Here is a 25,839-nt window from a genome sequence, read left to right as displayed (position 1 = left end):
CCGACGTCCTGCGTGCGACGGCGAGCGCCTAGGTGCACGGCCTGGGCAGGACGCCCATCACCTGCACCGACTCCCGCGGCTTCGTCGTCAACTGGCTGCTCATCCCGTTCCTCGACGACGCGGTGCGGCTGCACGAGGGGGGCACGCCCGCCAAGAGGTCGACGAGCTGCTGCGCACCGGCGCCGGCCCCCTGATGGACCCGCTGGCGCTCATCGACCTGCTCGGCGGGGACCCATGTCCGTCGTCCCGAGGCTCCGATCCGAGGGCGACGCCTGCCGGCGGCCGCATCCGCCGGACTGGGGCGGCGCTGGACCTAGCGGGCCCACGAGGCCGTGTGGCGGGACGGAGTGGGTGACGTCCCCGCTCTCGACGAGGCGCCCGACGCGGCACCTCGCGAACAGCGCCGCGCCGACGAGGGCCTTCGAGACGGCGACGGGAGTACTCCAGCCGGCGGCCCCTCTCGGTCGTCTCTCAGCACCCGGATGCGGTCTGGGCCGGGTCGCCCGAGTCGGCATCTCGGGCCGGCACCTCGACCGATGAGTGCCGCAGATCGCCTGCGAACCACCGGTCGAGAGGCACGGCCGCACCAGGGGACGACCGGCGCCCCGGCCCCACGCGGTGCGGGACCGGGGCGCCGGTCAGCCCAGGCTGAGCGGACGAGTGCTGGGCCGGGAGTGCGTCAGGACTGGGGCGGGATGAACCGGCGGAAGGCCGGCACGGCCGCCGCGGCGACACCGACGTGCATGAGCATCAGCGCGACCACGCCGGCAGTCGTGGTCCCGGGCTGCGACCCGGTGACGAGCAGCATGATGTCCGGGATCAGCGAGAGCACGAGCACCGTGGGAACGAGCACACGCAGCACCCGTGAGGCGTTGCGGCCGCGCGAGACGACGAGGTGCCAGGCGATGGCGCCGACGATCGCGCCGACGACGGTCAGGAACCCGTACACCGGCAGGGTGAGCTGCTGGAACTCGTCCGGGATGTCGAAGAGAGCCTTCGCGAGCAGGGCTATCAGGCTGTTGATGACGAGCCCCCCGACGGCGCCGATGGCGGCGGCGACGGCGGTGGACTTCCAGGACACCGCGCGGGTGTCCCGGGCCGAGGTGGTGGTCATGGCGGTTCTCCAGGTCAGGTGGTGGATCAGGTGGCGGGCGGCCGGTGTCGCCCCGGCGATCACGGGACGGGCGGATCTGCGTCGGGACCCGGTCCGGCGTCCCGACGGGTGAGACGCGACCGTTCCCCGGCAAAATTTTTACTTGCTCGTGCAAGTGACGATAGTCGATCGAAGCTTGCTGCGTCAAGCGCCGCAGGGAGCCCTGGAAACTCTCGACGATGGGCTCGATGACGCTCGGTGGGTGTCGCCCCGGTGGGACAGGGCGACACTGACCGGGAACGGGTCAGGCGTCGCGGCGGGTGAGGCTGACGGCGGCCCCGGTGAGAGCCACGACGATCCAGCCGGCGAACACCAGTGCCCCCGCGCCGCTGTCGAGCAGAGACTCCGTAGGAACGGTGGACGTGAACGCCGACGCGGCGTTGGACGGCAGGTACTTCAGCAACCCGTCCCAGGCCTCGGGCAGGAGCGCGCCGGCGAGCGTCGGCAGGACCAGGACTCCGGCGAGCAGGGCACTGATGGCTCCTGCGGTGCTCCGCAGGAGCACGCCGAGAGCCAGGCCGATCAGGCCCATGCCCACGACGTAGCCGGCCGTGCCCAGCACGACCCGCGGGGTCCCCGGATCGCTCCACGAGACGGTAGCGACGCCGCCCGCGTCGAGCACGGCCATGCCCGCCACGAAGGCGACGACGACGCCCGCGAGGACGACCGGGACGACGGCCAGCAGAAAAGCGACCACCTTGGCCCCGAGCACGGGCAGGCGCGCGGGTACCGCGGCGAGATAGCTGCGGATGAGGCCGGAGGAGTACTCCCGGGCGCCGAACAGGACACCGAGGACGCCGACGAGGACGACGGCGAGCATCGAGCCGCTGAGCACGGTGGAGAGCGGATCGCCGCCGCCCGGTCCGCCGCCGTCGCGCGGGCCCTCGACGGCGCCGGTCGCGCTCGCGGCGGCGATGGCGCCGATCCCGACGATGGTCAGCAGCACCGCGGTCAGCATGGCCCAGGTCGAGCGCAGGGTGCGCAGTTTGATCCACTCGGCGCGGATGACGCGCGCCAGGGTGATCCGGTACGCGGGCGCCGTGGCCGCGCGGTGCCGGTGGGCCGAGGACGCGGTGTGAGCGGTGGTCGTGTCCGGTGAGGTGGAGGTGGTCATCGTGGGGTCCGCCTTCTCGCGGGTCGTGGTGGGAGGGGTGTCGTCGGGCAGCGTGGCGGTCACCGGGCTGCCGCCGCGGTGGTGAGGAGCGCGCCGTCGGTGCGGCCGTGGTACTGCACGGACTCCTTCGTGAGTTCCATGAAGGCCTCCTCCAGGGAGGGGTGCAGCGGGACGAGCTCGTGGAGCGGCAGACCGTGGCGCGCGGCGAGGTCACCGATCTCCGAGGCGGGCACGCCCTCGATCTCCAGCTCCGTCGGCGAGGACGACGTCACGGTGACCCCGGGCGCGGCCAGCAGGCCGGCCAGTGCCGTGGCGTCCGGCGAGACGACCCTGACCTTGTCGCTCCACGCCGAGGCGATGAACTCCGCCATCGACACGTCCCGGATCAGCCGGCCCCGGCCGACGACGATCAGGTGGTCGGCGGTCAGCTCCATCTCGCTCATCAGGTGCGAGGACAGGAACACCGTTCGCCCCTCCTCGGCCAAGGACCGCAGGAAGCTGCGCACCCACAGGATGCCGTCGGGGTCCAGCCCGTTCACCGGCTCGTCGAGCATCACGATGGACGGGTCGGCCAGCAGCGCCGAGGCGATGCCCAGCCGCTGCCCCATGCCCAGGGAGAAGGAACCCGCCGGCTTGCGCGCGACCTCGGCCAGACCGACCGCGTCCAGCAGCTCGTCCACGCGGCGGGCTCCGACACCCACCGTGGCCCCCAGGGCCAGCAGGTGGTTGCGGGCCGAGCGCCCCTTGTCCACCGCCTTGCCGTCGAGCAGGGCGCCGATCTCGTGCAGCGGCGCCGTCGACGTCCGGTAGTCCCGCCCGTTGACGGTGACCGATCCGGAGGTCGGCCGGTCCAGGCCCAGGATCATCCGCATCGTGGTGGACTTGCCCGCCCCGTTCGGCCCGAGGAACCCGGTGACGACACCGGGACGGACGTCGAAGGTCAGGTCGTCGACGGCGACGACGTCCCCGTAGCGCTTGGTCAGGTTCTGCAGTTCCAGCATCAGTCGCTCCCCGGCTGTTGGTTGACTAGGCAACTATCTACCGGGCAAGCGGTCCCCGTCGTCATCCGTACGCAGGCTCTCGCGGCGGCCTCCGCCTACTGCCAACGCAGTAGAGGCGAGGCCGGCACACGCGTCAGCGCGGATACGTGTCGCCCCCCCGGACGAGCCCGGTCTGGTAGGCGAGAACCACCAGCTGGGCCCGGTCCCGCGCGCGGAGCTTGCTCATGGCCCGGTTGACGTGCGTCTTGACCGTGAGCGGCGAGAGGTGCAGGCGCGCCGCGATGTCCTCGTTGCTCAGCCCGTGCGCCACCAGCGCGACCATCTCGCGTTCCCGCTCCGTGAGGACGTCGAGCGCCGCGTCGACGGGAGCAGGCCCGTCGGGGTCCGGCCCGGACCGGCCGGGCTGGGCCAGGAAGCGGGCGATCAGGCTCCGGGTGGCCCGCGGGGACAGCAGCGCGTCACCGCGCGCGACCACCCGGATGGCGTCGAGCAACTCGTCCGGCTCGACGCTCTTGCCCAGGAACCCGCTCGCCCCCGACCGCAGGGCCTCGACGACGTACTCGTCCGCCTCGAAGGTGGTCAGCACGATGACGCGGACCTCGGAGAGGTCGGATGACGCGGCGATCTGCCGAGCCGCCGTCAGTCCGTCCACACCGGGCATGCGGATGTCCATCAGGACGACGTCCGGTCGCAGCGCGCCGGCCTGGCGGACGGCCTCGGCGCCGTCACCCGCCTCGCCGACCACCTCGAGGTCGTCGGCACTGTTGACGAGCGCCGCGAACCCCGATCGGATGAGGACCTGGTCGTCGGCGAGCAGCACGCGGACGGTCATGCCGGGTCCCGCGGGATGAGGACCGACACCCGATAGGCGCCGTCCGGCTCCGGTCCGGCCGCCAGCCGCCCGCGGACGGCGTCGACGCGTTCCCGCATGCCGATCAGACCGTGCCCGCCCCCGGACCGGTGCGGTCCGTTCCTGCTCACCTCGTTGCGCACCTCGATGCTCACACCCTCCGGTCGGCTGTCCACGACCATCGTGGCCGCGCCGGTGCCGTACCTCAGGGCGTTGGTCAGCGCCTCCTGGACGACCCGGTACGCGGTCAGGTCGTGGATCGCCGGGAGCCCCTCGAGCTCGCCGCTGACGGTCCAGGTCAGGTCCAGCCCGGCCTGGCGGATGGAGTCCGCGAGCTCGCCGACCCGGGCCATGCCCGGCGTCGGATCGGTCGGCGCCTCCTCCCCCGCGGTGCGCAGCAGACCCACGACCGTGGACATCTCCGACAGCACGGTCTTGCTGGCGTCACGCACCAGGTCGAGCGCCGCTCGCGCCTGGTCGGGGTCGGCGTCCAGGAGATGGCGCGCCACCCCGGCCTGCACGTTGACGACCGAGATGTGGTGGGCCACGACGTCGTGGAGCTCGCGGGCGATGCGCAGCCGCTCGTCGCTGACCCGGCGCTCGGCCTCCTCCTCCCGCGTCAGCTCGGCCTGCAGGGCGCGGGCCTCCGCCGCCGCCAACGTGGCCCGGTGACTGCGCACCGCGACCCCGACCGCCGAGGCGGCGGCCGACCACGCGAAGGTCTGCAGGCCAGGGACCCCACGTTCGTCGAGCCAGTCGCCCTCGGCCACGACCGCGGCGAGGGTGTAGGCAACACCCGAGACGACGCTCGCGAGGACCACGCTGCGCAGGGGTAGTCGGCTGCCGACCGTGTAGAGCGCGACGCAGGTGGTGGCAGCCAGGACGATGCTCCCGTCGCTCTGCAGCACGCCGGCGACCCCCGCCACCGTCGCGAACGCCCAGACCCGCAGCGGCTGCTCCCGCCGGAAGACGAGAGCTGCCGCGGCGAGGGCGAACACGGCCAGGGACCAGCCGTCCGGGCTTCCCGGGAACTCGGGATTCCGGATGACGAGGGTCGGGAGGACGAGGAGGACCAGCAGCGCCGCCAGACACGCATCAGCCAGCCGCGGGTGGGCCGCGCTCCACCGCCGTCTTGCTGCAAGGGCCCCTCCCGCGGTCATCGCAGGCGTCCCGTCCGGTCGCGGCCCCTCACCGGCGGCGACTCTAGGGCACCTTTGAACCCCGTGGACGAGGGGAGCGCGGATCGACGACCCGTGTCGCTCCAGCATCCGCCCCGTCCGTCGTGCCGTTGGAGCCGGCCACCGGAGGACTCGGAGCCAGTGACCGCCGGCAGGACCATCAGTGGGGTCATCACCGTCCACGCCCAGCTCACCCCGCGGCCCGTGCGCAGGGTCGGTACCGTCGCCGAGCGCGCTTGGTGCCCGCACCGAGATGCCGACCGATGGCACGACCCGCCGCGGGCACCTCATGGCTGCCCCCACCCAGAGAGCAACACGAAAGAGCCTCCGATGGGACTTGATGTGCAGACCGAACCGGACGCCAAGCGCCTCGTGCTCGAGTTCTTCGAACTCGCCTTCGTGCAACGCGACATCGCCCAGGCCGCCGAGCGCTACCTGGGCACGGTGTACAAGCAGCACAACCCGCTGGCCCCCGATGGACCTGAGGTCTTCATCGACTTCGTCGGTCAGTTCCTCGCACAGTCGCCGCACATGACGTTCGACCTCAAGCGGGTCATCGCCGAGGGCGACCTCGTCGTCCTGCACTACCACCTCAAGATGACCGCGGACGACCTCGGGCAGGCGGTCGTCGACATCTTCCGCGTCGAGGACGGGCGCATCGTCGAGCACTGGGACGTGCTGCAGGCGGTTCCCGCCGAGTCGGCCAACGCCAACACGATGTTCTGAGCCCGTCGCGGCCGACCCGACTCACAAGGGGGCCGAATCGGCGTTGCAGCCGGTCACTGCTCGGGTCGGTGCGAGGGACGCAGTGCGGTCGGCACGAGCGGGGAGTCGCGCACCGGCGGATCGATGCGCAGCTCGGCCAGACGAGGTCCCAAGGCTCGCCGAACGCCGTCAGGTCGGCGGCCCACGTCTACAGGGGGGACAGGGTCGCACGAGCCCGCTGGGACATCGGACGAGGTACCCACCGACATCGCGGCGTGCTCCCTGCTGACCGGGTGGGACGCAGGCCGGCCAACCGTCTTCCCCGTCACCCGGGGCGAGACCCGTCCCGGGCACGGGCCCTCACCTCTCTGGGGAGGCGAGGGCCCGTGGTCAGCGCCTGGTGTCAGCGGCGGCCGGCGTCGTCCACGCCGGGAGGCCCGACGCGGTTCGCATCAGGCCCGCGGACCAGCGGCCGCTGCGGCGACGGCCTGCGCCAGCGGGGTCGGTGCGCGACCGAGGAGCTTCTCGAGGTCGTTGCCCTCGACGTGGTGTTCCCCGTCGGCCACGGCCCGGTCGAAGTCCGCGAACAGTGCCGCGGCCGGCTCGGGTAGCCCGGCACCGACGAGGATCTGGGCGTACTGCTCGACCGGCACATCGGTGTAGGCGACCTGCCGGCCCGTGACCGCGGAGACGGTCGCGGCCAACTCGGGCATGGTGAACGCCTCACCGCCGAGCTCGTACACAGCGCCGTCGTGACCGTCCTGGGTCAGGACGGCGGCGGCCGCCTCGGCGAAATCGGCCCGGGTGGCGGCGCTGACGCGGCCTTCGCCGGCGGAACCGACGATGCCGTGCTCCAGGTAGGTGGCCAGCTGGCCCGTGTAGTTCTCGATGTACCAGCCGTTGCGCAGGACGACGTGCGGCACCCCGGACTCGTCCAGGAGCTGCTCGGTGGCGAGGTGCTCGGCTGCCAGCGGCAGGGTCGAGGTGTCGGCGTGGGGGAAGCTGGTGTAGGCGATCAGGCGGACGCCGGCGTCCTTCGCCGCGGAGATCACGTTGCGGTGCTGTGGCAGCCGCTGGCCGACCTCGCTGCTGGAGACCAGCAGGACCTTCTCCGCGCCGGCGAACGCCGCGCGCAGGGACTCGGGGTCGGTGTAGTCGGCGCGGCGGACGGTGACGCCGCGGTCCTGCAGGTCGGCGAGGGTCTCGACGCGGCGGCCGGTGGCGACGATCTGCTCGGCGGGCACGCCGCGGGCGAGGAGGGCTTCGACGACCAGGCGGCCGAGGTGGCCGGTGGCGCCGGTGACGACGATGGACATGCGGGTGGTTCTCCTTGCTCAGATGGGTCCGGGGCGCAGGCTCAGGCGGCCTGGAAGGAGCGCCGGGAGAGGCCGAAGCTGTAGCCGTCCAGGGTGGTGACCACGGGGGCGGTGGGGTCGGTGGCCGCGCCGAGGGCGACGAACAGCGGGGTGAAGTGCTCCACGGTGGGGTGGGCGTAGGGCAGGCCCGGGGCGGCGCTGCGGTAGCGGGAGAGCTCGGCGACGTCGCCGCGGGCCAGCGCGTCGGCGGCCCAGCCGTCGAAGTCCGAGGACCAGCCGGGCACCTCGGTCCCCTGGAGCATGCCCCGGGTGATGAACGGCAGGCCGTGGGTCATGTGGCCCGAGCCGATGACCAGCACGCCCTCCTCGCGCAGCGGGCGCAGCCGCTCACCGATGGCCAGCAGCCGGTCGGGGTCCTCGGTGGGCAGTGACAGCTGCAGCACCGGGACGTCGGCCTCCGGGTACATGATCTTCAGCGGCACCCAGGAGCCGTGGTCCAGGCCGCGGCTGGCGTGCTGGTGCACGTGCTCGGTGTCCGGCATGAGACCGACCACGTCGCGGGCGAGGTCGCTGGCGTCGGGGGTGTCGTAGCGGAACGTGTAGTACAGCGGGTCGAAGCCACCGAAGTCGTAGACCAGCTCGGTGGGCCGGGGAGCGCTGACCGACAGCGGCGCGGACTCCCAGTGCGCGGAGACCACGAGGATCGCCTTCGGCTTGGGCAGCGCGCGGGCCCAGTCGTGCAGCGGGTTCAGCCACTCGGGTCGCCAGAACGGCATCGGACCACCACCGTGGGACAGGTAGAGGCTCGGCAGCGCCCCGTCCTGCGGCGTCCAGGGCCGGTGCGGCTCCATGGCGGCGACCCGACGCAGGTGCTCGGCGAAGAGGTGGTCGGCCGGGATGCGGGCATCCGCAGCAGCGGTCGTAGCGGGACCGAGCGTGGTCATGGTGGACTCCCAGTTGGTTGTCGAGGCAACTGACACTCTGCCGCAACTCACTTGCCACCGCAAGTATTTCGCTGAAGATGTGAGCACACGCACCTCCCGCGTCGCCGACGGCCGTCACCGGGCCGGTCGGCCACGACCCTGCGATAGTTCTCGCCTCACGTCAGCTCGCGGACCACCCCGGCCCGACCGACACGGAGGGGCACTCGTGACCAGCGACCCGGCTGAAGCGGAGCGCGCGGAGGCCGGTCCGCAGCCGCGGTACCTCCCCGTTGCCGAGCACGGACTGATCGGCGATCTGCACTCCGTGGCGCTGGTCGGCACGAACGGCACCATCGACTGGTACTGCTGCCCGTCGTTCGACTCGCCGAGCGTGTTCGGGGCTCTCCTCGACGCCGACCGCGGAGGCTCCTTCCAGCTGGCCACCGCCTCGCCGGCGCGCACCCGGCAGTTCTACGTCCCGGACACCAACGTCCTCCTGACCCGCTTCTACACCGGCGACGCCGTCGGAGAGGTCCAGGACTTCATGCCCGTCGGCCCGGCCACGGAGACGGCTGACCACCGGTTGGTCCGGCGGGTGCTCTGCGTCCGCGGCACCATGACGTTCCGCGCGCGGGTGTCCCCCCGCTTCGACTACGGCCGCCGGACGCACACCGTCGACGAGCGCGACGGTGGGGTCCTCTTCGGCTCGACGGACCTGTCGCTGTCACTGACCGCCACGGTTCCCCTCCGCTGCGACGGGCGCGATGTCCAAGCGGAGTTCACCCTGGTCGAGGGCGACTCGGCGGTCTTCGCCCTCGACCGCGTCCGCGGCGGAGCCGAGCTCCGCGGGTGCTCCGGCACCCAGGCGGAGGAGCTCTTCGACGCCACGGTCACGTACTGGCGGCGCTGGCTGTCTGCGTCGCGCTACCGCGGCCGCTGGCGCGAGATGGTCCACCGGTCGGCGCTGACGCTGAAGCTGCTGACCTACGCACCAACGGGCGCGATCGTCGCCGCGCCCACGACCAGCCTGCCCGAACAACCCGGCGGCGAGCGGAACTGGGACTACCGCTTCGTGTGGATCCGCGACGCCGCCTTCTGCGTCTACGCGCTCCTGCGGCTGGGCTTCACCAGCGAGGCGGCCGCGTTCATGAACTTCCTCGCGCAGCACATCCCACCGGCAGGCGACCACCCCTCCGGGCCCCTGCAGATCATGTACGGCATCGACGGCCGCACCGACCTGGCCGAGGAGGAGCTCCCGCACCTCGAGGGGTACGAGGGCGCGTCCCCCGTCCGGATCGGCAACGGCGCGGCTGAGCAGCTCCAACTGGACATCTACGGCGAGCTGATCGACTCCGTGTACCTGTACGACAAGTGGGCGGAGCCCATCTCCAGCGATGCATGGGAGGGCCTCTGCGGTCTGGTCGACTGGGTCTGCGACCACTGGGACCAGCCCGACGAGGGCATCTGGGAGACCCGCGGCGGGCGCAAGAAGTTCCTCTACTCGCGGCTGATGTGCTGGGTGGCCGTCGAGCGGGCGATCCGCATGGCGAACCGTCGCGGCCTGCCCGCCGACCGGGCCAGGTGGGAGCGGACCCGCGACGACATCTACCGGCGGATCATGCAGCGGGGCTGGTCGACGCGACGTCGGGCGTTCGTGCAGCACGAGGACGACGACGTCCTGGACGCCGCCGTCCTGATGATGCCGCTGGCCAAGATCATCGCGCCGACAGATCCCAAGTGGCTCGCCACCCTGGATGCACTCGGCGAGGAGCTGGTATCGGACTCCCTGGTCTACCGGTACGACCCCGCGGCCAGCCCGGACGGCCTGAACGGCGAGGAAGGCACCTTCTCGATCTGCTCGTTCTGGTACGTCGAGGCGCTGACCCGCGCGGGGCGGCTCGACGACGCCCGGATGGCGTTCGAGAAGATGCTGACGTACGCCAACCACCTCGGCCTCTACGCCGAGCAGATCGGCGTCGCCGGAGATCAGCAAGGCAACTTCCCTCAGGCCTTCACCCACCTGGCGCTCATCAGCGCCGCCGTGAACCTCGACCGCGCCCTGGGGTGACGCGGGCCCTCGAGCCGGCCCGTCGGCCCTGCCGGTCCACCGCGGTCGCGCCGGACCAGCAGGGCTGAGCGTCAGCGGGGCTGCGGCTTGCTCTCGTTGAGGCCGTAGACGCGGCCGTCCACACCGCGGAAGTGCCGGTAGGCGTAGTCCAGGTCGGGGACCCGGTTGATCTCACCCAGGAGCTCCCCGCCGGCTGCGGCGATCTCGGCACTGGCCGCCTCGACGTCGTCGACCCGGAAGCCGAAGGCGATGGAGCCGTTGTAGCCGAAGTCCGGCGCGGTCTGGGGCGTGTAGAGCTCCAGCATCCCCCCGTCCGGGAGCGCGTACACGAAGACGCCGTACATCTCCATGGCCAGGCTGAGACCGAGGGTCTCGCTGAGGAACTTCTTCTGGGCCTCGAGGGCCTCGGGCTCGACGGTGATGGAGTGCCAGGTGATGGCGTTGACGATCATCGCGGTGTCCTCTTCTCGGTGGGTGGTGCGGTGCTACCGGGCGCGGCTCGATCCGAACCCGGCTGGGCGAGGCCCCGTGTCCTGGGACGTTCGCTGTCAGTCGGTGTCGCGGCGCCAGGTGACCGCCAGGCCCGCCCGCGCACCGAAGCGCTCCAGGTGGCTGCCGAGAGCGTGTTCGATGCGGTTCAGCGTCTCGACGTCAGGCGCCTCGGCGCGCAACGAGAGCACGTCGTCGCCGACGAGGATCCGGGCGCGGGCGTTCCCGACGATCGTCGTCCACCCGCCGTCGGCGTCCTCGGTGAAGGGGGCCTTGCGACCCAGGTGCGAGATCAGCTGCTTGGCGTAGCGGGCGGGGGCGTCGGTGCGCACGTCGGCGCGCGAGGTGAGGGTGGTCATCGGTTTCTCCTGGTCGGGTTCCGGCGGCCGGGGGTCCGGTCAGGCCGTCTGGATGGAGCGGATCGAGTTGCCCATCCACATGCCGTCGAAGGCCGTCGTCACCGACTGTCCGGGCGTGGTGCCCGCACCGAGGGTGAGCAGCAGGGGCACGAAGTGGTCGGCGGTCGGGTGGGCGATCTCCGCGCTCGGTCCCTTGGCGCGGTAGTCGAGCAGGGCGTCGACATCCCTGCGGGCGATGGCGTCGGTGGCCCACTCGTCGAAGGCCTCGGTGTGGCCCCGCAGCTCCGGCCGGCGGAAGACGGCGAAGCTGTGGGTCATGAATCCCGACCCCATGACGAGGATGCCTTCCTCGCGGAGCGAGCGCAGGCGCCTGCCGAGCGCCAGCAGCGCCTCGGGGTCGAGGCCGGGCATGCTCAGCTGGACGACGGGCACGTCCGCAGCGGGGTACATGGCCATCAGCGGGATGAAGGCGCCGTGGTCCAGGCCCCGGTCGACGTGGTGGTGCACCGGCGTGCTGTCGCGCAGGGTCGCCACGATGCGCCGGGCGAGGCCGGTGGCGTCGGGGGTGGCGTACTGGAGCGTGTAGTAGCGGGGGTGGAAGCCGCCGAAGTCGTAGTACAGCGGCGTGCCCGCGGCGGTGCCGGAGATGGCGAGCGGGGCGTTCTCCCAGTGGGCGGAGACCACGACGATGGCCCGGGGCTTGGGCATGGACTGCGACCAGGTGAACAGCGAGTCCAGCCACCGCGGGTCGTCCAGGGTGGGCGGCGCGCCGTGGCTGACGAACAGCGCCGGCAACGGCCCGTCGTCGGGCGTCCAGGCCCGCTGGGCGCGCGCCTGGGGCAGGACCCGGGCGAGCAGGTCGTCGTAGGCGCCGGCGGGAATGGCCGGGTTCAGGATGTCGTGCAGCTGCTGGTTCATCGCGGTGCTCTGTCTCTCGGGCAGTGGGTGAGCGGCTGGTCCCAGGTGTGGCTGCTGGACCTGTCGGCGGTCGGGTGCTCGTCACTCGCCGTGCAGCCGGTGCAACTTACTTGCCACGGCAAGCATTTCCGCGCTCAGTGTGGCGTGGGACACTGTGGCGAGGTCGGGTCAGAACATCCCGTTGCTGTTGGCCGACTCGGCGGGGACCGGCTGCATCACGTCCCAGTGCTCGACGATCTGCCCGTCCTGGACGCGGAAGATGTCGACGACGGCCTGCCCCAGGTCCTCCGGGAAGAACGTCAAGATGTAGTGCAGGACGACCAGGTCGTCCTCGGCGATGGCCCGCTTGAGGTGGAACGACGCATCCGGCGCCTGTGCGAACAGGCCGCCGATGAGGTCGGGGAAGACGGCCGCGCCGTCCGGGGCGGTCGGGTTGTGCTGGGTGTATCCCGCACCCAGGTAGCGCTCGGCGGCCTGCGCGGGCTCGCGCTTGACGAAGGCGAGATCGAAGAAGTCGAGGACGACGCGCTTGGCGTCGGACCGGTTCGGCTGGTCGGTGCTCATCTGAGGTCCTTTCGGGTGTTCCGACTCGGTGGCGCCTGTGCCGACCCGTTCGCCCTGTCGCCGGCGGTACGGGGTCAGCGGGTCCCCTGGGCAGGTCGTCGTGGTCGGACCATCTGCAGCGAACGGATCGAGTTGCCGAACCAGGTGCCGTCCACGCCGGAGGTGGTGGCCCGTCCGGTGGTGGTGCTCGCCCCCATCGTCAGGAGCAGGGGCACGAAGTGGTCTGGGGTGGCGTGCGCGATGGCGTCGGCGGCCCACTCGTCGAAGGCGGCGGTGTGGCCCACCGGTCAGGGCCGGCGGAAGACGGTGAAGCGGTGGGTCAAGGCCCCGAGCCGATGACCCGGAGGTGTAGTAGCGCGGGTGGAATCCCCCGACGTCATAGAGCAGCGGCGTCCCGGCCGGGGACGCGGAGATGGGGAGCAGGGCCTTCTCCCAGTGCGCGCAGACGACGACGGCGCGGGGCTCGGGCACGCTCCGCGACCAGGTGAACGGGGAGTCCAGCCACCGGGCGTCGTCCAGGGTGGGCGGAGCGCCGTGGGTGATGAACTGGGCCCGGCGTGGGTCCGTCGTCGGGGACCCAGGCACGGTGGGCACGCGCCCCGGGCAGCACCCGGGCGAGCAGGTCGTCGTAGGCACCGGCGGGGACGGTGGGGTGCCAAGGGCCGTCGCTCAGGGCGGCCATCGGCGGCCTGCTCTCGGGTGGGCGGCCGATGACGGGCCGGAGGGGATGTGCCCGCCGCCGGGCGGGGTCGGCGCGCCTTGCGTCGACCCCGGCCGGCGACGGTGGTGTCAGCCCTCGACGGTGACGACGAGCTTGCCGCCGGCGCCGCCGGTGGCAAGCCGGCCCAGGCCCTCGGTGGCCTGCTCGAGGGGCAGGACGTCGGCGACGGTGACCTTCAGGTCCCCGGCGGCGGCCTGCTGGGCCAGCGGGGCCAGCACCTCGCGGGTCGGCATCGCCATCACGGAGGTGCCGGTGAGCCCGGCGGCGGACAGCGTGGCCTCGTCGGGCACCGCCGCGACACCGGCGACCTTGCCGCCGCTGCGCACGGCGGCGATCGGGGTGCCCGAGGGGTCCATGCCGTGCAGGCTGACCAGCGCGTCGACGCCGTCGGGGTAGGCGGCGCGGACCTGGTCGGCCACCGGGCCGGCGGTGTGGTCGATGACCCGGGACGCACCCAGAGCGGTGAGCCGCTCGGCGTCCTCCGGCTTGCCGGTGGCCACCACGGTCACGCCGCGGGCGGCCAGCAGCTGTACCGCGAAGGAGCCGACGCCGCCGGAGGCGCCGTTGACCAGCACGGTCTGGCCAGGCTGGGGGTCGATCGCCTCGATGGACTGCACCGCGGCCGCGCCGGCCAGCGGGAGGGCGGCGGCGGTGGTGAAGTCCAGCCCGGCGGGCTTGGGCGTGACCGTGGCGGCCGGCAGAACCGCGTACTCAGCCAGCGTGCCGGCCGAGATCGGCGGGGCCAGCAGCACGTGACCGAGCACCTCGTCACCGACGGCGACGTGGTCGACCCCGGCGCCGACAGCCTCCACCACGCCGGCGGCGTCGCGGCCGATGACGACCGGGTACTCGTGCGGCAGGCCCATCTGGGTGAGGAAGCCGGCGGCGATGGCGTTGTCGATGGGGTTCAGGCCGGCGGCCTTCACCCGGATCAGGACGGTGCCCTCGGTGGGCTCGGGGGTGGGCAGCTCGCCGAGCTGGGGCTGCTCACCGGCGGCAGGGACGTGCAGAGCGCGCATGACGGGGACTCCGTATCAGGTGGTGAGGATGGGGTGCACTCCGGCCACGGGAGGCCGGAACGAGTGGTGGTGGCGCTCGGCGGTCACTGTTGCGGTCGGCCGCCGACCGGCTCAGAAGGCGTACGGGCCGAACCGGCCCCAGGCCACGAACGCGGCCAGGGCGAGCAGCACGATGTTGACGACGATGTTCGGCGACTCCTTGCGGCGGGCGTGGGTCACCGCGGCGCCCAGCATGAGCAGGGCCAGGCCGGTCGCGGCGATCGGCACCAGCACCGGGACGATGCCCAGCGCGGCGGGCAGGATCAGGCCCACGGCGCCGAGGACCTCCAGCGCACCGATGCCCTTGACCGCGCCGTCGCTGAAGTCCTCCGTCCAACCCATGCCGGAGTCGGCGAGCTTCTTCTTCGGCTGGGCGAGCTTCATCAGCCCCGCGGCGAGGAAGGCGACGGCCAGCAACCCGGCCACGATCCACAAGACGACGTTCACGTTCTGACTCCTCGCGTGCTTTACTTGACGACGCAAGCGACAGTAGTCGCTCGATGCTTGCACCGTCAAGTGTTCTTGCCGGTGTGTCGCAGTGCTCGACAAGCGAGGAGAGGTGTCGTGGAAGCGGTCGAGGAGCCGCGGTGGTTGACCGCGGAGGAGCAGCAGACCTGGCTCGAGCTGATCGGCGTGCTCACCTGGCTGCCCGACGCCATCGACGCCCAGCTGCAGCGCGACGCCGGCGTCAGCCACTTCGAGTACCAGGTGATGGCGATGCTCTCCATGGCCCCGCAGCGCACCCGGCGGATGAGCGAGGTCGCCGCCCTGGCCAACGGGTCGCTGACCCGGCTGTCCCGGACCGTCGACCGGCTGGACAAGCGCGGCTGGGTCACCCGCCGACCCGACCCGGAGGACGGCCGCGCCACACTGGCCGTGCTCACCGACGCCGGCTGGGACAAGGTCGTCGCCACCGCCCCCGGCCACGTCGCCGAGGTCCGCCGCCTGGTCCTCGACCCGCTGACCAGGACCCAGGTCCGCCAGCTGCACGAGATCGCCACCCGGATCCGGCAGGTCGTCAACCCAGGCGGATGCCTCCCGACCCTGGCGACGCCGGACACCCCCTGATTCCCCGAGTGCCGACGTCCCGGTAGGGCGCCACCGTCCGCGCCGCCGTCATCCCGCCATCGGTGGCCACCGGTCCGCAGTCCCGGTCACCGCTGCTCAGTGCGTCAGCTGCCACTTGAGCACGACCGTGGCAGCGGCGACGACCGCCAGGACGAAGCCCGCCAGGAACACCCGGGTCGAACTGCGCTCCCCGGACACCCACGCCACCACCGAGCCCAGCAGGGCCAACCGGACGTCGACCAGCACGAGCGCCAGCACGAGCACCACGTCGGCGTCCAGGAGGTCCATCCACGCCAGCAGCAGCACCGTGATGGGTGCGCCGGCGGTCGTCACGATGGGGAGTGCATCCCGGATCTCCCGCCGGACAGCAGTCGTGTCCAGCGATCGGCCCTCGCGGACCCGCAGCCCCGACCGCCTCACCCACCGTGTGCGCGACGAAGGTCGAGACCCCCACCCCCAGCAGGTAGAGCACGCCAGTGGGTCCCCGCAGCTCGTCCGGGTGCAGTGCGATCAACGCCGCCATCACCAGGACGTTGCCGTACACGTAGGCGGACACGCGGCTCGCGACGTCCTCGCGGGGCAGGTCGTCCGGTCCACCTGCCCGGCCGGCGCGCCGCGGCAACCTGAGTCTGCTCACCTGGCCGGCCCGGTGACCGATCGGCGACCCCACACGTCAGACCCTCCTGGCCGCGGCAGCTACTCCCCGACCCCCGCCAGGATCGCTGCTCGTGGCTCCACGTGCACGCCCGTCCACGGACGCCCGGTCGGTACCGGTCGCTCACCCGGTTCCCGTGTCCGGTCGAGGTCACGTCGTGTCCGGTGGGTTGTGCGGCCAGTCGACCTGCCCGCCGGTCTGTTGTGGAGGGGTGCGCCGTCACATAGGCTTCGTGCGCTCAGCGAAATTCTGTGCGACATACGAGCCTGGCGCCCAGGTCGTTGCCGAGTCCCCGAGCCCCTGGGAGGGATGTCACCGATGGAGATGACGGATCCGGGAGAGGCCGGCTTCCACCCGCAGCGGCTGCAGCGGCTCGTCGAGTCGATCCAGCACGACGTCGACACCGGCTTCTACGACGGTGCCCAGATCACAGTCGGCCGAGCGGGTCACCTGGTGGTGGACGAGGCGATCGGCTTCGCCGACCGGTCGCAGGAGCGGGCGCTGCGGACCGACGACGTGCTGGTCCCCTTCTCGATCAGCAAGCAGCTCGTGGTCGCGACCGTGCTGAGCTTCGTCGAGCGGGGACTGCTCTCGCTCACCCAGCCGGTCGCGGAGGTCCTGCCCGACTTCGGAGCCCGGGGCAAGGGCTCCGTCACGCTGTTCCACCTACTCACCCACACCGGTGGCGTGCTCGCCGACGTCCCCATGCTCCCGGTCGAAGACCTGATCTCTCTCGAGCGCTTCACCGCCTACGTGTGCGCCTCCGCACCCGAGACCCCGCCCGGGCAGCGCGTCCTCTACTCGAAGCTCGGCGCCCACGCGGTAATGGCGTCCATGCTGGTGGCGGTCGATCCCGGCAAGCGCTCCTTCGACGCCATCGTCGCGGACGAGGTCCTCCGGCCGCTCGGCATGGACAGCACGACCCTCGGGCCGCCACCGGGCGATCGTTACCTGGCGCCCGTGGTGGCCCGCTACCGGCGTCCCGCGGGCATGTTCACCATCGAGGGCATCGAGGGCTCGGGCCACCTCATCACGGCGCCCGGCTCCCAGATGCCCGGTGCGGGCTACACCACGACGGCCGAGGACTTCTACAAGTTCGCCGATCTCCTGCGCGGCGGAGGGGTCCGGAACGGCTACCGGCTGCTCTCCCCCGCCATGATCGAGCTCGCCGCCCGCAACCACACCGGCGAGATGCCCAACTCCCTGCTGGACTACGCGCTCCAGATGCGCAACTGGCTGCCGTGGCCGGCATACCACGGGCTGGGGTTCTTCGTCCGCGGTGACGCTCTCACGCCCGGTCCGCTGCCCAACCTGGGCAGCAAGGGCACCTTCGGCGGCTGGGGCGCCGGCACGTCCTGCTTCTGGGTGGACCCGGCGCGGGACGTCTGCTTCACGCTCATCACCGTCGGCTCCCTGGAGGACACCGACCACCTACCCCGGACCCAGCGCCTCGGCGACATCGTCCTCGCGGCCCTCACCGACTGACCGGTCCTGATCCGAGCAGGAGGAGAAGAGATGAGACTCGAGGACAAGGTCGCCGTGGTGACCGGAGGTGGATCCGGTATCGGGCTGGCCTCGGTACGCCGGTTCGTTGCCGAGGGCGCACGCGTCGTGGCCGTCGACCGCGACGGCAATCGTCTGAAGGACTCCCTCGACGGTGTGGACGGCGCCATCGCGTTGGCAGGCGACGTGACCCGGAGCGCGGACCTCGACGCGGCGGTCGCGACCGCCGTCGAGGAGTTCGGCCGGCTGGACGTCCTGGTGACCGCGGCCGGCATCGCGCAGCCCAGCAGCCAACGGACAACCGAGTTCGGCGGTGACATCACGGAGATCAGCGACGCGGACTTCGCGGAGGTGGTCGAGGTCAACCTGTACGGGACCTTCTACGCGCTGCGCGCAGCGGTGCCGGCCATGCGGCGCAACGGGCCCGAGGGTGGTTCGATCGTGACGATCTCGAGCGTCGGTGCCCTCGCTCTCCTCCCGTTGGTCCTGCCGTACCCGGCATCGAAGGCAGGGGTCATCGGGATGACACGCGCCGCCGCGGCGCGACTGGCCGCGGAGAACATCCGGGTGAACGCCGTGGCCCCCGGGTCGACCGACACCCCGATGCTCGCGCAGAACGGGCCCGAGGCCCGCCAGGCGATCATCGACCTGGCCCCGATGAAGCGAATGGCGTCGGCCGACGAGATGGCCAACACCATCCTGTTCCTCGCCAGCGACGAGGCGGCGTTCTTCACCGGCCAGGTGCTCTCGCCCAACGGCGGGACCGCCTGACCGGCGGTCTCCCGTCCGCCGCCGTCGTCACCCGGGTCCTGCCCGGGCGGCGACGGCGCCCCGGTGCCCCACGTCGTCCGGCCGCCGCGTGCAGGACCCGTCGCATCTTCCGTCCCTGGGCGGCGGGTCCCCGCGCGCGGGGACCGCGTCGAACTGCAGCGGTCGGCCTCGGTCACCACTCGGCTCGGTAGACCTCCGCGTAGGGGAAGTCCGAGCCCAGCCGGTGCAGCGCCGACTCGCAGTGGTCATCGATGCGGCGGCGCTGCTCAGCGGTGAGCAACTCGGCCGACCCGCCGGCCGCGCCGCGGCGGACCATGCGGGTCTGCTGTGAGCCGAGGGGGGTGAACGGGCCGAGGTCGAAGCGCTCGCCCACCGCACGCATGGCCTCGAAGGTGCAGTGCGACCTGACCCGCTCCAAGGCTTGAGGGTCGAGGTCGACACCCATCAGGTCCGCGACCTGGCCGATGCCGCCGGGCAGGTCGGCCACGAGCTCCTCGTAGCGCAGGGCCAGGACGTTGGGCCGCTGGCGCTCGGCCCACCAACCGGCGACGTGCTCCGGCCACGGCCCTCCGGAGGGGGCGAACCCCTGTTCGCTGAGGAACAGCTCCACCCACGTGCTCACGCTGGGCATCAGCGGCCCCAGCGCGATGCCGCGGACGAAGTGGTAACTGGAGACCACCACGTCCTTGGGGTCGCGGATCACCACGACATAGCGCGCGGCGTCGGTCAACGGCGCCGCCTCACGAGGCAGGTGGGTCTTCACCGGGCGCAACCCGGTGGGAGCCTCGCGCCAGGTGGGCTCCTCCAGCGGGACCGCGACGGAGGTCTGGCTGCCGGGAGCGTCCGGCCACGGCGCCACGTCGTGGATGTGGTCGAACCGGCCGAGCCCGACGGTCGCGACCTGGTGGACGATCTGCAGCATCCAGTTGGTGCCGCTCTTCTCGTAGGTGGCGACTACGACGTCGTGCTCCCCGGGCAGGTACTCGCCGAAGTCGGCCGGTCGCGGGCCGAACCGACCGAGGACGGAGAGCAGCCGCACCCACAGTCCGAGGCGCTCGACCACCCGCAGGACAGGGCTGACGCCGCGAGCCACGGCCTGCGCTCGTGGGGAGGGCACCACCTCACCGTGCGGCCCGCGCCGGTTCGAGGCGGGCCGACCGCCGGCGATCAACCGGACGGAGCGGCCGCGGCCGATGGCCTGCCGTAGCCGTTCGCGCGCCGTGGCCACACCGTCTTCTGCATGGCCGTTGGGCACCGGCTCACTCCTGGGCGGACGGGATCTGCCGCAGCACTAGGCCCCGGCCGTCGTGGGGTCCCCCGCGGTGTCCTCCGGCGGAGCGGGCACGGCGGACGGGCCGGCAGCAGAGGTGACGCCCGGGCGGCCGCGGCGCGCGACCGCCATGGTGAGGAAGGACGTGGCCACCCCGGCGGCCAGCGCGGCGACTGCCACGGCCGGCCCCTTCCGCTCGATGCCCAGCACACTGTCCAAGGAGAGGTCACCGGCTCCGGTCTCGGCCAGCGCCGTCACCGCACCGATCAGGACGGCGTTGTACTCCCACCCGCCGTTGGCCGCCCACGGGCCGTTGGGCAGGTGCACCTTGCGGATGGCGGTGGTCATCACACCGGTGAGCGCGGACGCCGCGAGCGGCGTGGCCAACCCGGCGGCCAGCAGCGCGCCGCCGGCGGTCTCGGTGACCCCGGCGAGCGTGGCGTGCACCTTCGCCGGCCGCATCTCCAGCGCCTCCATCATGCCCTCGGTGCCGGCGCGTCCCGGGCCGCCGAACCAGCCGAAGAGCTTCTGTGTGCCGTGGCCGATGAACAGCCCGCCGATCAGGAGGCGTGCTCCCAGACGTCCGATGCTCATGTCTTCTCCTCGGATTTCAGTGGGGTGACCGTGCCGCGGCTGTGTCAGGAGCCGGGGCTGCCGGGCGACCGGCCGGACCAGGCCGCCTCGAGCAGTGCGGTGACGCCCTCCTGTGTCACCGGCCGCGGGTTCGCGTAGGGGTTGGCGACCGCGAGCTCCACGATGCGCGGGATGTCGTCCTCCTGCATGCCGAGCTCGGCCAAGGACCGCGGTGCGCCGAGCCGGCCGGCCAGCTCCCACAGCTCCCGGGCGGGGTCGGCGACGCCGCCGAGCGCGCGGGACAGGGCGGCGACCGCGTCGGGGGCGGCGGGCTGGTTGTAGGCCAGTGCGTGCGGCAGGACGACGGTGTGGGTCTGGGCGTGCGGGAGGTCGAGCGTGCCGCCGAGGGTGTGGCAGAGCTTGTGGTGCAGCGACATCGTCGTCGCTGCCAGCACCGCGCCGCACAGCCAGGCGCCGTACTGCGCCTCGCCGCGGGCGTCGACGTCGGATCCGTCGGCGACCACCCGGGGCAGGGCGGCGGCCAGCGCCCGGGTGCCCTCCTCGGCCATCAACGAGACGATCGGGGTCGCGTCGGGGGCGTAGAGCCCCTCGACGGCGTGGGCGATCGCATTCATCCCGCTGGTGGCCGACAGCTGCGCCGGGAGGCTCAGCGTCAGCTCCGGGTCGTAGACGACGCTCTTGGGCAGGACGCGGAGGTCGCGGCCGGTGCGCTTGGCGCCGCCTTCGGTCAGCCCCCACACCGGGGTCATCTCCGAGCCGGCGTAGGTCGTCGGGACGGCGATCACCGGCAGGCCGTGCTCCAGCGCGATGGCCTTGCCCAGGCCGACCGCCGAGCCGCCGCCGACGGCGACGCAGCCGTCGGCGCCGAGCTCGCGGGCGAGGTCCCGGGCCCGGGTGGCCACCTCGACCGGTACGTGCATGCGGGCCTCGGCCAGGACGCCGGCAGCTCGGTCACCCAGCGCGGCGGCGACCTCCTTGCCGGTCGCCTCCTGCTCGGGTGAGCACAGGACCAGGACGCGGGTCAGCCCCAGTGCCGCGACCTCGTCCGGCAGCCCGGCCAGGGAGCCAGGGCCGAACACCACGCGCATGGGCAGCGCGGAGTAGGTGAACGGCCGGATCACGACGGCGCTCCGGGAGCTCCGCGCACCACGGTCGGCTGCGCCTGCGCCGGCTGGGCGGCCGGCGGTGCCTGGTCGGCGCGCAGCAGGGAGAGGTCGAACGTGAGCGTCCGGAAGGGGTTGGGCAGCCCGAGGTCCGCGGCCCGGGCCGGGTCGTCGACCTCGGCCACGTCCCGGATCAGGCTCTCCTTGACGCCGAACACCGCGTCGGAGTCCAAGTAGGGGCTGTCGGCGACGAAGACGTGCGTGGTCACCGGCCGATAGCCCGGAGCCGCGACGATGAAGTGCAGGTGCGCCGGCCGGTTGGGGTGCCGGCCGGTGGACGACAGCAGCTGGCCGACCGGCCCGTCGTCGGGGATCGGGTAGTACCGCGGCACCACCGACCGGAACCAGAAGCGCCCGTCCTCATCGGCGGTGAACATGCCGCGCAGGTTGCCCGGCGGCTGGATGCCGGGCTGCTGGACGTCGTAGAAGCCGTCCTCGTTGGTCTGCCACACGTCCACCGATGCGCCGGCCAGCGGCTCGCCGTCCGGGCCGGTCACCTGGCCCGACACCAGGCAGGGGGTGCCCTTGCCGTCGAGCGCGATGTCCGCGCCGAGCTCCCGTACCGGGGACTCGACCATGTGGAACGGGCCCAGCACCGTCGACTCGGTCGAGGTGCCGCCGGTCCGGTGGTTGATCGTCTCCACCAGCATCGACACACCGAGGACGTCGGAGAGCAGGATGAACTCCTGCCGCACCTCGTTGCTCATGTGCCCGGTGCGAGTCAGGAAGTCGATCGCGAACCCCCACTCCTCCTCGCTCAGCTCCACGTCCTTGACGAAGGCGTGCAGGTGGTGGACCAGGGAGGTCATCACCTGCCGCAGCCGCGGGTCCGGGGTGTCGGCGAAGCTCCCCGCGACCACCTCGGCCGACCGCTCCTCGCTGAACAGCTCCCGGTCGCTCATGCCTGTGCCTCCTCGCCGTTGCGGTCCAGCACGGTCCGCAGGGCGCTCTCCAGCGCCGCCTCGGCCTCGGTTTCCGTTGCGGCGCCGGTCTGCCGGAAGGCGACGTAGTTGTCCGGGCGGGTGAGCAGTACACCGCCGTCGTCGATGCCGCGGACCCGTGCCCAGTCGCCGTACAGGTCGTCGTACTCCCGGCCGGGGCCGATGACGACGGCGGCGACGTCGATGCCCAGCCGCTCCCCCACCACCGAGGCCGCGCGCGTCCAGCTGTCGCCGCCGATGCCGGTGAACACCGTGAACCGGCCGCGCCCCCCCAGGTCCAGGGTGGAGACCTGGCGTCGGTGGTCGGTGGTCAGCCAGGCGTGCGGCAGCTTCGCACCGGGCCGCGACGAGGTGTGGGAGTACAGCTCCGGGTCCCGGACCGGCTGCTCCGGAGGGGTGCCGTCGGGTACCACCGCGGAGGACTCGTAGCGCTGGTCCATCTCCACGCCGTGGCAGTTGAACTCGTAGTCCTTGAACGCGATCGCCTCGCGCAGCGCGGCCCGCTGCTTCTCCGCCTCCGGCGTGGCGTCCTTGCGGGCGGCCATGTGCTCGACCATCCGCTCGGGGTCGGTGGTGTTCAGCAGACCGAGGGCGTCGAAGATCCGCGACGTGTCCGCGATGCTCTGGTTGGCCCGGTCGACGATCTGCCTGCCCACCGGCGCGCGCTCGGCCGAGTAGGTGTCCAGCAGCCCCGGACCGGCCTGGCCCTTGAGGACGGCGGCGAGCTTCCAGGCCAGGTTGTAGGAGTCCTGGATGGAGGTGTTGGACCCCAGGCCGTTCGACGGCGGGTGCCGGTGGACGGCGTCGCCGGCGCAGAAGACCCGGCCGGTCGAGTACCGCTCGGCGGACAGGTGGTTGACCGTCCACGCCGAGCTGGACGTGATCGTGACCTTCACCGAGTCGTCGCCGACGAGCTTGCGCACGATGGAGAGCGCGTACTCCTCGGTCAGGTCCGGTGCCGGGCCGTTGATGTCGTAGCCCCAGACGATCAGCCACTTGTGCCAGGGCCGGACCATCCGCACCAGGCCGGCACCGATGCCGCCGACGTCGGCACCGGGCTGCAGCACCCAGTAGAGGACTGACGGGCGGTCGGCGACCAGGTGGGACAGGTCGGCCTCGAAGACGATGTTGATGCTGCCGCCGACGCCCATCTGCCCCTGCAGCGGTAGGCCGATGTCGTCGGCGACCTGACTGCGCCCACCGTCGGCGCCGATGACGTACCGGGCCCGGATGTCGTACTCGTCGCCGCGCAGCCGGTCGCGCACGTGCACCGTGACGCCCTCGTCGTCCTGCTGCATCCAGAGGTACTCGGTGTCGAAGCGCACCTTCGCGCCACGGGACTGGGCGTTGTGCAGCAGCACCGGCTCCATCAGGTCCTGCGGCATGTCGCACATGCGCGAGGGGCTGGCCGCCGAGTAGTCGGCGAACCGGTCGGGACGGGTCCCCCAGCTGTGCAGGCGGCCCAGCTCCTCACCGGCGATCGAAGTGCAGTAGACGAGGTTGCCCATCAGCTCCTGCGGCACGGCCTCGGCCATCACCTCCTCCTCGACGCCGAGGTCGCGCAGCGCTTCCATCGTGCGCTGGTTCGTGATGTGCGCCCGGGGGGTGTCGGCCAGGCGGCCGTACTTCGTGATGACCGTCGTCTGCACGCCGTAGGTCGCCAGGGCCAGCGCGGCGGCGGAGCCCGCCGGTCCACTGCCGACGACGAGGACGTCGGTGTCGAGGTCTGCCATGGGTGGCTCTCCTTGTCGCTCGAGTTCCGTCTGATCCCGACCGTGGGGCTGGGCGGCCCTGCAGACAGTGACTTCTGTCGCTCCTGCGGTGAGCCGATCGGGGACCTTCCGGACCGCGGAGGCGGAGCTGCCTCCGTGGACACGGGTCAGCGGTCGTTGCCCCTCTCGGTCCCCTGGCTCCCCCAGACGCCGTAGCGCCCGGGCGAGAGGATGCCGCGTGGGTCGACCGCGTCCTTGATCTTGCCCAGGAACCGGTGGTAGGCGCCGTCGTTGAACGACAGATGGCCGGCGACGTCGTCCATGAAGTGCAGGTGGGTGCGGTAGGGCACGTAGCCCTGCTCGCCCAGCTCGTTGATCAGGTTGTGCGCCACCGACAGGGCGGCCTTCGTCATGTCCTCGTTCGTCTTGTCGAAGTTGATGCCCGTCACCACCGCCGCCGACCGGGCGCTGATCGCCAGGATCCCGATCTGCGCCAGGAAGCCGTTGGAGACCAGCGTGGTCCGGATGATGTCGACCACCTCGGTGACGACGTCGCCCTTCATGGGTGCCACCGGGGAGACCTCGACGTGCCCGACGAAGGGCGGGAACAGCTCCAGCAGGTCCAGGTGCGGGATGCCGATCTGCACCTTCTCGGTCTGGTTGGTGATCTCGCCGTACTGATCGGGGGTGTAGACGGGACCCTCGTAGACCGACGAGCCCGGGATGCGTGACCAGACCTGGAGGATCTTGGCCCGCTTGACCGCCATGACGTCAGGGTCGTCCCACAGGGCGATGCGCACCGACCAGCGGCCGAGACCGGTCTCCCGCCCGTGGTCGTCGAGCTGCTCGTCGGTCCAGGCGGTGCCCGGCTGCATCGGCAGGTCCTTGATGATGGTGCCGTTCAACGGAGCGCCGTAGAAGCAGGGAACGCCACGCACGAGGCCGGCCAGCATCAGGTCGCGGACGGCGTCGACCGCAGCGCCCAGATCGGTGTCGTGCTCGATGTTGAGCGAGAGGGTCTGGTACGCCTCGGGGGTCGGCTGGAGCCAGACGCCCATCTTGGTCACGATGCCCAGGTTGGACTGCATGAACAGCGGGTCCAGCACCGGTCCCACGCCACGCTTGTAGACGTGCCACGCCGGGTTCCCCGGCTGCGCCCCGAGGCCGGTCCGCAGCAGCTCACCGTCGGGCAGCACGACCTCCATACCGCACGCGGCGGAGAAGTCCTGGCCGTTGGCCATGTACGTGACGCCGTTGTCCAGGGAGTTGCCGACCAGGCTGCCCCAGCCGATGTCCGGCACGGACAGGCGCAGCCGGTGTCCGCCGGCTTCGAGCGCCTCGTGCAGGTCGAGCCAGCGGACGCCGGGCTCCACCACGGCATAGGCGAGCTCGTCGTCGATCTCCAGCACCCGGTCCATCCGCCGCAGGCTCAACTGGAGCGAACCCCCGACCCGGGGCGAGGCGCCGCCGTAGCCGTTGTTGCGTCCCTGTGAGCTCGTCGAGAGCGCCACGTCGTACTCGTTCGCCAGGCGCACGACCGCCTGCACCTGCTCGGTGCTCGCGGGCAGCACCACGGCCGAGCCGCGGTACGTGGAATCGCCCGGGATCCAGTAGGGGTCCTGGAACTCCTGCACCTGCTCGTCCTCGAGCAGGACGGCCTCGGTACCGAGCAGCTCCTGCAGCCGGGACACGAGCTCCGTCGGCAAGGTGACCCGGGCAGGCTCGAGCGCAGTCATTGTTGACCT

27 protein-coding genes are annotated in these 25,839 nt (G+C 72.0%); 6 read left to right on the top strand and 21 right to left on the bottom strand.

Translation table 11 applies throughout. The annotated features are described in order from the left end of the window. The first annotated feature begins 32 nt into the window (after positions 1 to 32). A complete protein-coding gene (locus tag ACU610_RS01770) occupies positions 33 to 194 on the top strand; it encodes a hypothetical protein (RefSeq protein ID WP_446770764.1) in 162 nt (53 codons plus the stop codon). 485 nt (positions 195 to 679) lie between these two features. Here ACU610_RS01770 and ACU610_RS01765 read toward each other — a convergent pair whose 3' ends face one another. The 5 genes from ACU610_RS01765 to ACU610_RS01745 all read right to left on the bottom strand — a co-directional run bounded on the left by ACU610_RS01765 (position 680) and on the right by ACU610_RS01745 (position 5,278). Beyond that, positions 680 to 1,114, bottom strand: coding sequence for a DUF6069 family protein (locus ACU610_RS01765; RefSeq protein ID WP_446766009.1), 435 nt, complete (start codon positions 1,112 to 1,114; stop codon positions 680 to 682). A 283-nt stretch (positions 1,115 to 1,397) separates the two neighbouring features. After that, entirely contained in the window at positions 1,398 to 2,330 is a 933-nt protein-coding gene (locus ACU610_RS01760; protein ID WP_446766008.1) for a hypothetical protein, read from the bottom strand. Continuing rightward, a complete protein-coding gene (locus ACU610_RS01755; protein WP_446766007.1) occupies positions 2,327 to 3,268 on the bottom strand; it encodes an ABC transporter ATP-binding protein in 942 nt (313 codons plus the stop codon). Before ACU610_RS01755 ends, ACU610_RS01760 begins: the two co-directional genes overlap by 4 nt. Positions 3,269 to 3,401: 133 nt before the next feature. Continuing rightward, positions 3,402 to 4,100, bottom strand: a complete 699-nt coding sequence (locus ACU610_RS01750) for a response regulator (protein WP_446766006.1) — start codon at positions 4,098 to 4,100, stop codon at positions 3,402 to 3,404. Next, entirely contained in the window at positions 4,097 to 5,278 is a 1,182-nt protein-coding gene (locus tag ACU610_RS01745) for a sensor histidine kinase (protein ID WP_446766005.1), read from the bottom strand. The genes ACU610_RS01750 and ACU610_RS01745 overlap by 4 nt, the downstream gene beginning before the upstream one ends. Positions 5,279 to 5,626: 348 nt before the next feature. Between ACU610_RS01745 and ACU610_RS01740 the strand changes: the two genes are divergently transcribed. Next, positions 5,627 to 6,022, top strand: a complete 396-nt coding sequence (locus tag ACU610_RS01740) for a nuclear transport factor 2 family protein (protein WP_446766004.1) — start codon at positions 5,627 to 5,629, stop codon at positions 6,020 to 6,022. A gap of 431 nt (positions 6,023 to 6,453) precedes the next feature. Here ACU610_RS01740 and ACU610_RS01735 read toward each other — a convergent pair whose 3' ends face one another. Beyond that, a complete protein-coding gene (locus ACU610_RS01735; protein WP_446766003.1) occupies positions 6,454 to 7,317 on the bottom strand; it encodes an SDR family oxidoreductase in 864 nt (287 codons plus the stop codon). Between the two features lie 41 nt (positions 7,318 to 7,358). Further along, entirely contained in the window at positions 7,359 to 8,261 is a 903-nt protein-coding gene (locus tag ACU610_RS01730; RefSeq protein WP_446766002.1) for a DODA-type extradiol aromatic ring-opening family dioxygenase, read from the bottom strand. A gap of 205 nt (positions 8,262 to 8,466) precedes the next feature. Here ACU610_RS01730 and ACU610_RS01725 point away from each other — a divergent pair, with 205 nt between their 5' ends. Further along, complete coding sequence (locus ACU610_RS01725) at positions 8,467 to 10,308, top strand: glycoside hydrolase family 15 protein (RefSeq protein WP_446766001.1); 1,842 nt, start codon at positions 8,467 to 8,469, stop codon at positions 10,306 to 10,308. Between the two features lie 71 nt (positions 10,309 to 10,379). Here ACU610_RS01725 and ACU610_RS01720 read toward each other — a convergent pair whose 3' ends face one another. The 7 genes from ACU610_RS01720 to ACU610_RS01690 form a co-directional block, all read right to left on the bottom strand. After that, positions 10,380 to 10,760, bottom strand: a complete 381-nt coding sequence (locus ACU610_RS01720) for a VOC family protein (protein WP_446766000.1) — start codon at positions 10,758 to 10,760, stop codon at positions 10,380 to 10,382. Positions 10,761 to 10,856: 96 nt separating this feature from the next. Continuing rightward, positions 10,857 to 11,156 (bottom strand): DUF2218 domain-containing protein, encoded by a 300-nt coding sequence (locus tag ACU610_RS01715; protein ID WP_446765999.1) that lies wholly within the window; start codon positions 11,154 to 11,156, stop codon positions 10,857 to 10,859. A 39-nt stretch (positions 11,157 to 11,195) separates the two neighbouring features. Then, a complete protein-coding gene (locus tag ACU610_RS01710) occupies positions 11,196 to 12,074 on the bottom strand; it encodes a DODA-type extradiol aromatic ring-opening family dioxygenase (protein WP_446765998.1) in 879 nt (292 codons plus the stop codon). A gap of 168 nt (positions 12,075 to 12,242) precedes the next feature. Further along, a complete protein-coding gene (locus ACU610_RS01705; protein ID WP_446765997.1) occupies positions 12,243 to 12,638 on the bottom strand; it encodes a nuclear transport factor 2 family protein in 396 nt (131 codons plus the stop codon). Positions 12,639 to 12,712: 74 nt separating this feature from the next. Further along, a complete protein-coding gene (locus tag ACU610_RS01700; RefSeq protein ID WP_446765996.1) occupies positions 12,713 to 12,922 on the bottom strand; it encodes a hypothetical protein in 210 nt (69 codons plus the stop codon). 505 nt (positions 12,923 to 13,427) lie between these two features. After that, a complete protein-coding gene (locus ACU610_RS01695; RefSeq protein WP_446765995.1) occupies positions 13,428 to 14,378 on the bottom strand; it encodes an NADP-dependent oxidoreductase in 951 nt (316 codons plus the stop codon). Positions 14,379 to 14,489: 111 nt separating this feature from the next. Next, on the bottom strand, positions 14,490 to 14,864 hold the full coding sequence (locus ACU610_RS01690) for a DoxX family protein (protein WP_446765994.1): 375 nt from the start codon (positions 14,862 to 14,864) through the stop codon (positions 14,490 to 14,492). Between the two features lie 117 nt (positions 14,865 to 14,981). Between ACU610_RS01690 and ACU610_RS01685 the strand changes: the two genes are divergently transcribed. After that, positions 14,982 to 15,485 (top strand): MarR family winged helix-turn-helix transcriptional regulator, encoded by a 504-nt coding sequence (locus ACU610_RS01685; RefSeq protein ID WP_446765993.1) that lies wholly within the window; start codon positions 14,982 to 14,984, stop codon positions 15,483 to 15,485. Between the two features lie 96 nt (positions 15,486 to 15,581). Here the strand turns inward: ACU610_RS01685 and ACU610_RS01680 are convergent, their stop codons facing one another. Beyond that, the gene (locus tag ACU610_RS01680; protein WP_446765992.1) at positions 15,582 to 15,818 is read right to left on the bottom strand and encodes a hypothetical protein; all 237 of its coding nucleotides are present in this window, start codon (positions 15,816 to 15,818) and stop codon (positions 15,582 to 15,584) included. A 646-nt stretch (positions 15,819 to 16,464) separates the two neighbouring features. Here ACU610_RS01680 and ACU610_RS01675 point away from each other — a divergent pair. Continuing rightward, complete coding sequence (locus ACU610_RS01675; protein ID WP_446765991.1) at positions 16,465 to 17,625, top strand: serine hydrolase domain-containing protein; 1,161 nt, start codon at positions 16,465 to 16,467, stop codon at positions 17,623 to 17,625. Between the two features lie 30 nt (positions 17,626 to 17,655). After that, positions 17,656 to 18,414, top strand: a complete 759-nt coding sequence (locus ACU610_RS01670; RefSeq protein ID WP_446765990.1) for an SDR family NAD(P)-dependent oxidoreductase — start codon at positions 17,656 to 17,658, stop codon at positions 18,412 to 18,414. A gap of 172 nt (positions 18,415 to 18,586) precedes the next feature. Here the strand turns inward: ACU610_RS01670 and ACU610_RS01665 are convergent, their stop codons facing one another. The 6 genes from ACU610_RS01665 to ACU610_RS01640 form a co-directional block, all read right to left on the bottom strand. Further along, positions 18,587 to 19,531 (bottom strand): sulfotransferase domain-containing protein, encoded by a 945-nt coding sequence (locus tag ACU610_RS01665; protein ID WP_446765989.1) that lies wholly within the window; start codon positions 19,529 to 19,531, stop codon positions 18,587 to 18,589. 174 nt (positions 19,532 to 19,705) lie between these two features. Beyond that, complete coding sequence (locus ACU610_RS01660) at positions 19,706 to 20,278, bottom strand: DoxX family protein (RefSeq protein WP_446765988.1); 573 nt, start codon at positions 20,276 to 20,278, stop codon at positions 19,706 to 19,708. 44 nt (positions 20,279 to 20,322) lie between these two features. Next, positions 20,323 to 21,399 (bottom strand): maleylacetate reductase, encoded by a 1,077-nt coding sequence (locus ACU610_RS01655; RefSeq protein WP_446765987.1) that lies wholly within the window; start codon positions 21,397 to 21,399, stop codon positions 20,323 to 20,325. Beyond that, on the bottom strand, positions 21,396 to 22,343 hold the full coding sequence (locus ACU610_RS01650) for an intradiol ring-cleavage dioxygenase (protein WP_446765986.1): 948 nt from the start codon (positions 22,341 to 22,343) through the stop codon (positions 21,396 to 21,398). The genes ACU610_RS01655 and ACU610_RS01650 overlap by 4 nt, the downstream gene beginning before the upstream one ends. Next, positions 22,340 to 24,115: an FAD-dependent oxidoreductase gene (locus tag ACU610_RS01645; protein ID WP_446765985.1), complete on the bottom strand. Its 1,776-nt coding sequence runs from the start codon at positions 24,113 to 24,115 to the stop codon at positions 22,340 to 22,342. Before ACU610_RS01645 ends, ACU610_RS01650 begins: the two co-directional genes overlap by 4 nt. Before the next feature lie 146 nt (positions 24,116 to 24,261). Next, positions 24,262 to 25,830 carry an FAD-binding oxidoreductase gene (locus tag ACU610_RS01640; RefSeq protein WP_446765984.1) on the bottom strand — a complete coding sequence of 523 codons (1,569 nt, stop codon included), beginning with the start codon at positions 25,828 to 25,830 and terminating at the stop codon, positions 24,262 to 24,264. Positions 25,831 to 25,839 lie beyond the last annotated feature (9 nt).

The organism is Geodermatophilus sp. URMC 61, from assembly GCF_052931555.1.
Note: the sequence above shows the minus strand (reverse complement) of the source record. Positions and strands in the feature narration are given on the sequence as shown.

What these genes read in the sequence shown, in the direction of transcription:
- ACU610_RS01730 (WP_446766002.1), bottom strand. Translation starts at nt 8,261, where the DNA reads ATGACCACGCTCGGTCCCGCTACGACCGCTGCTGCGGATGCCCGCATC.
- ACU610_RS01750 (WP_446766006.1), bottom strand. Translation starts at nt 4,100, where the DNA reads ATGACCGTCCGCGTGCTGCTCGCCGACGACCAGGTCCTCATCCGATCG.
- ACU610_RS01740 (WP_446766004.1), top strand. Translation starts at nt 5,627, where the DNA reads ATGGGACTTGATGTGCAGACCGAACCGGACGCCAAGCGCCTCGTGCTC.
- ACU610_RS01710 (WP_446765998.1), bottom strand. Translation starts at nt 12,074, where the DNA reads ATGAACCAGCAGCTGCACGACATCCTGAACCCGGCCATTCCCGCCGGC.
- ACU610_RS01670 (WP_446765990.1), top strand. Translation starts at nt 17,656, where the DNA reads ATGAGACTCGAGGACAAGGTCGCCGTGGTGACCGGAGGTGGATCCGGT.
- ACU610_RS01720 (WP_446766000.1), bottom strand. Translation starts at nt 10,760, where the DNA reads ATGATCGTCAACGCCATCACCTGGCACTCCATCACCGTCGAGCCCGAG.
- ACU610_RS01650 (WP_446765986.1), bottom strand. Translation starts at nt 22,343, where the DNA reads ATGAGCGACCGGGAGCTGTTCAGCGAGGAGCGGTCGGCCGAGGTGGTC.
- ACU610_RS01660 (WP_446765988.1), bottom strand. Translation starts at nt 20,278, where the DNA reads ATGAGCATCGGACGTCTGGGAGCACGCCTCCTGATCGGCGGGCTGTTC.
- ACU610_RS01745 (WP_446766005.1), bottom strand. Translation starts at nt 5,278, where the DNA reads ATGACCGCGGGAGGGGCCCTTGCAGCAAGACGGCGGTGGAGCGCGGCC.
- ACU610_RS01675 (WP_446765991.1), top strand. Translation starts at nt 16,465, where the DNA reads ATGACGGATCCGGGAGAGGCCGGCTTCCACCCGCAGCGGCTGCAGCGG.
- ACU610_RS01695 (WP_446765995.1), bottom strand. Translation starts at nt 14,378, where the DNA reads ATGCGCGCTCTGCACGTCCCTGCCGCCGGTGAGCAGCCCCAGCTCGGC.
- ACU610_RS01735 (WP_446766003.1), bottom strand. Translation starts at nt 7,317, where the DNA reads ATGTCCATCGTCGTCACCGGCGCCACCGGCCACCTCGGCCGCCTGGTC.
- ACU610_RS01705 (WP_446765997.1), bottom strand. Translation starts at nt 12,638, where the DNA reads ATGAGCACCGACCAGCCGAACCGGTCCGACGCCAAGCGCGTCGTCCTC.
- ACU610_RS01765 (WP_446766009.1), bottom strand. Translation starts at nt 1,114, where the DNA reads ATGACCACCACCTCGGCCCGGGACACCCGCGCGGTGTCCTGGAAGTCC.
- ACU610_RS01755 (WP_446766007.1), bottom strand. Translation starts at nt 3,268, where the DNA reads ATGCTGGAACTGCAGAACCTGACCAAGCGCTACGGGGACGTCGTCGCC.
- ACU610_RS01640 (WP_446765984.1), bottom strand. Translation starts at nt 25,830, where the DNA reads ATGACTGCGCTCGAGCCTGCCCGGGTCACCTTGCCGACGGAGCTCGTG.
- ACU610_RS01645 (WP_446765985.1), bottom strand. Translation starts at nt 24,115, where the DNA reads ATGGCAGACCTCGACACCGACGTCCTCGTCGTCGGCAGTGGACCGGCG.
- ACU610_RS01715 (WP_446765999.1), bottom strand. Translation starts at nt 11,156, where the DNA reads ATGACCACCCTCACCTCGCGCGCCGACGTGCGCACCGACGCCCCCGCC.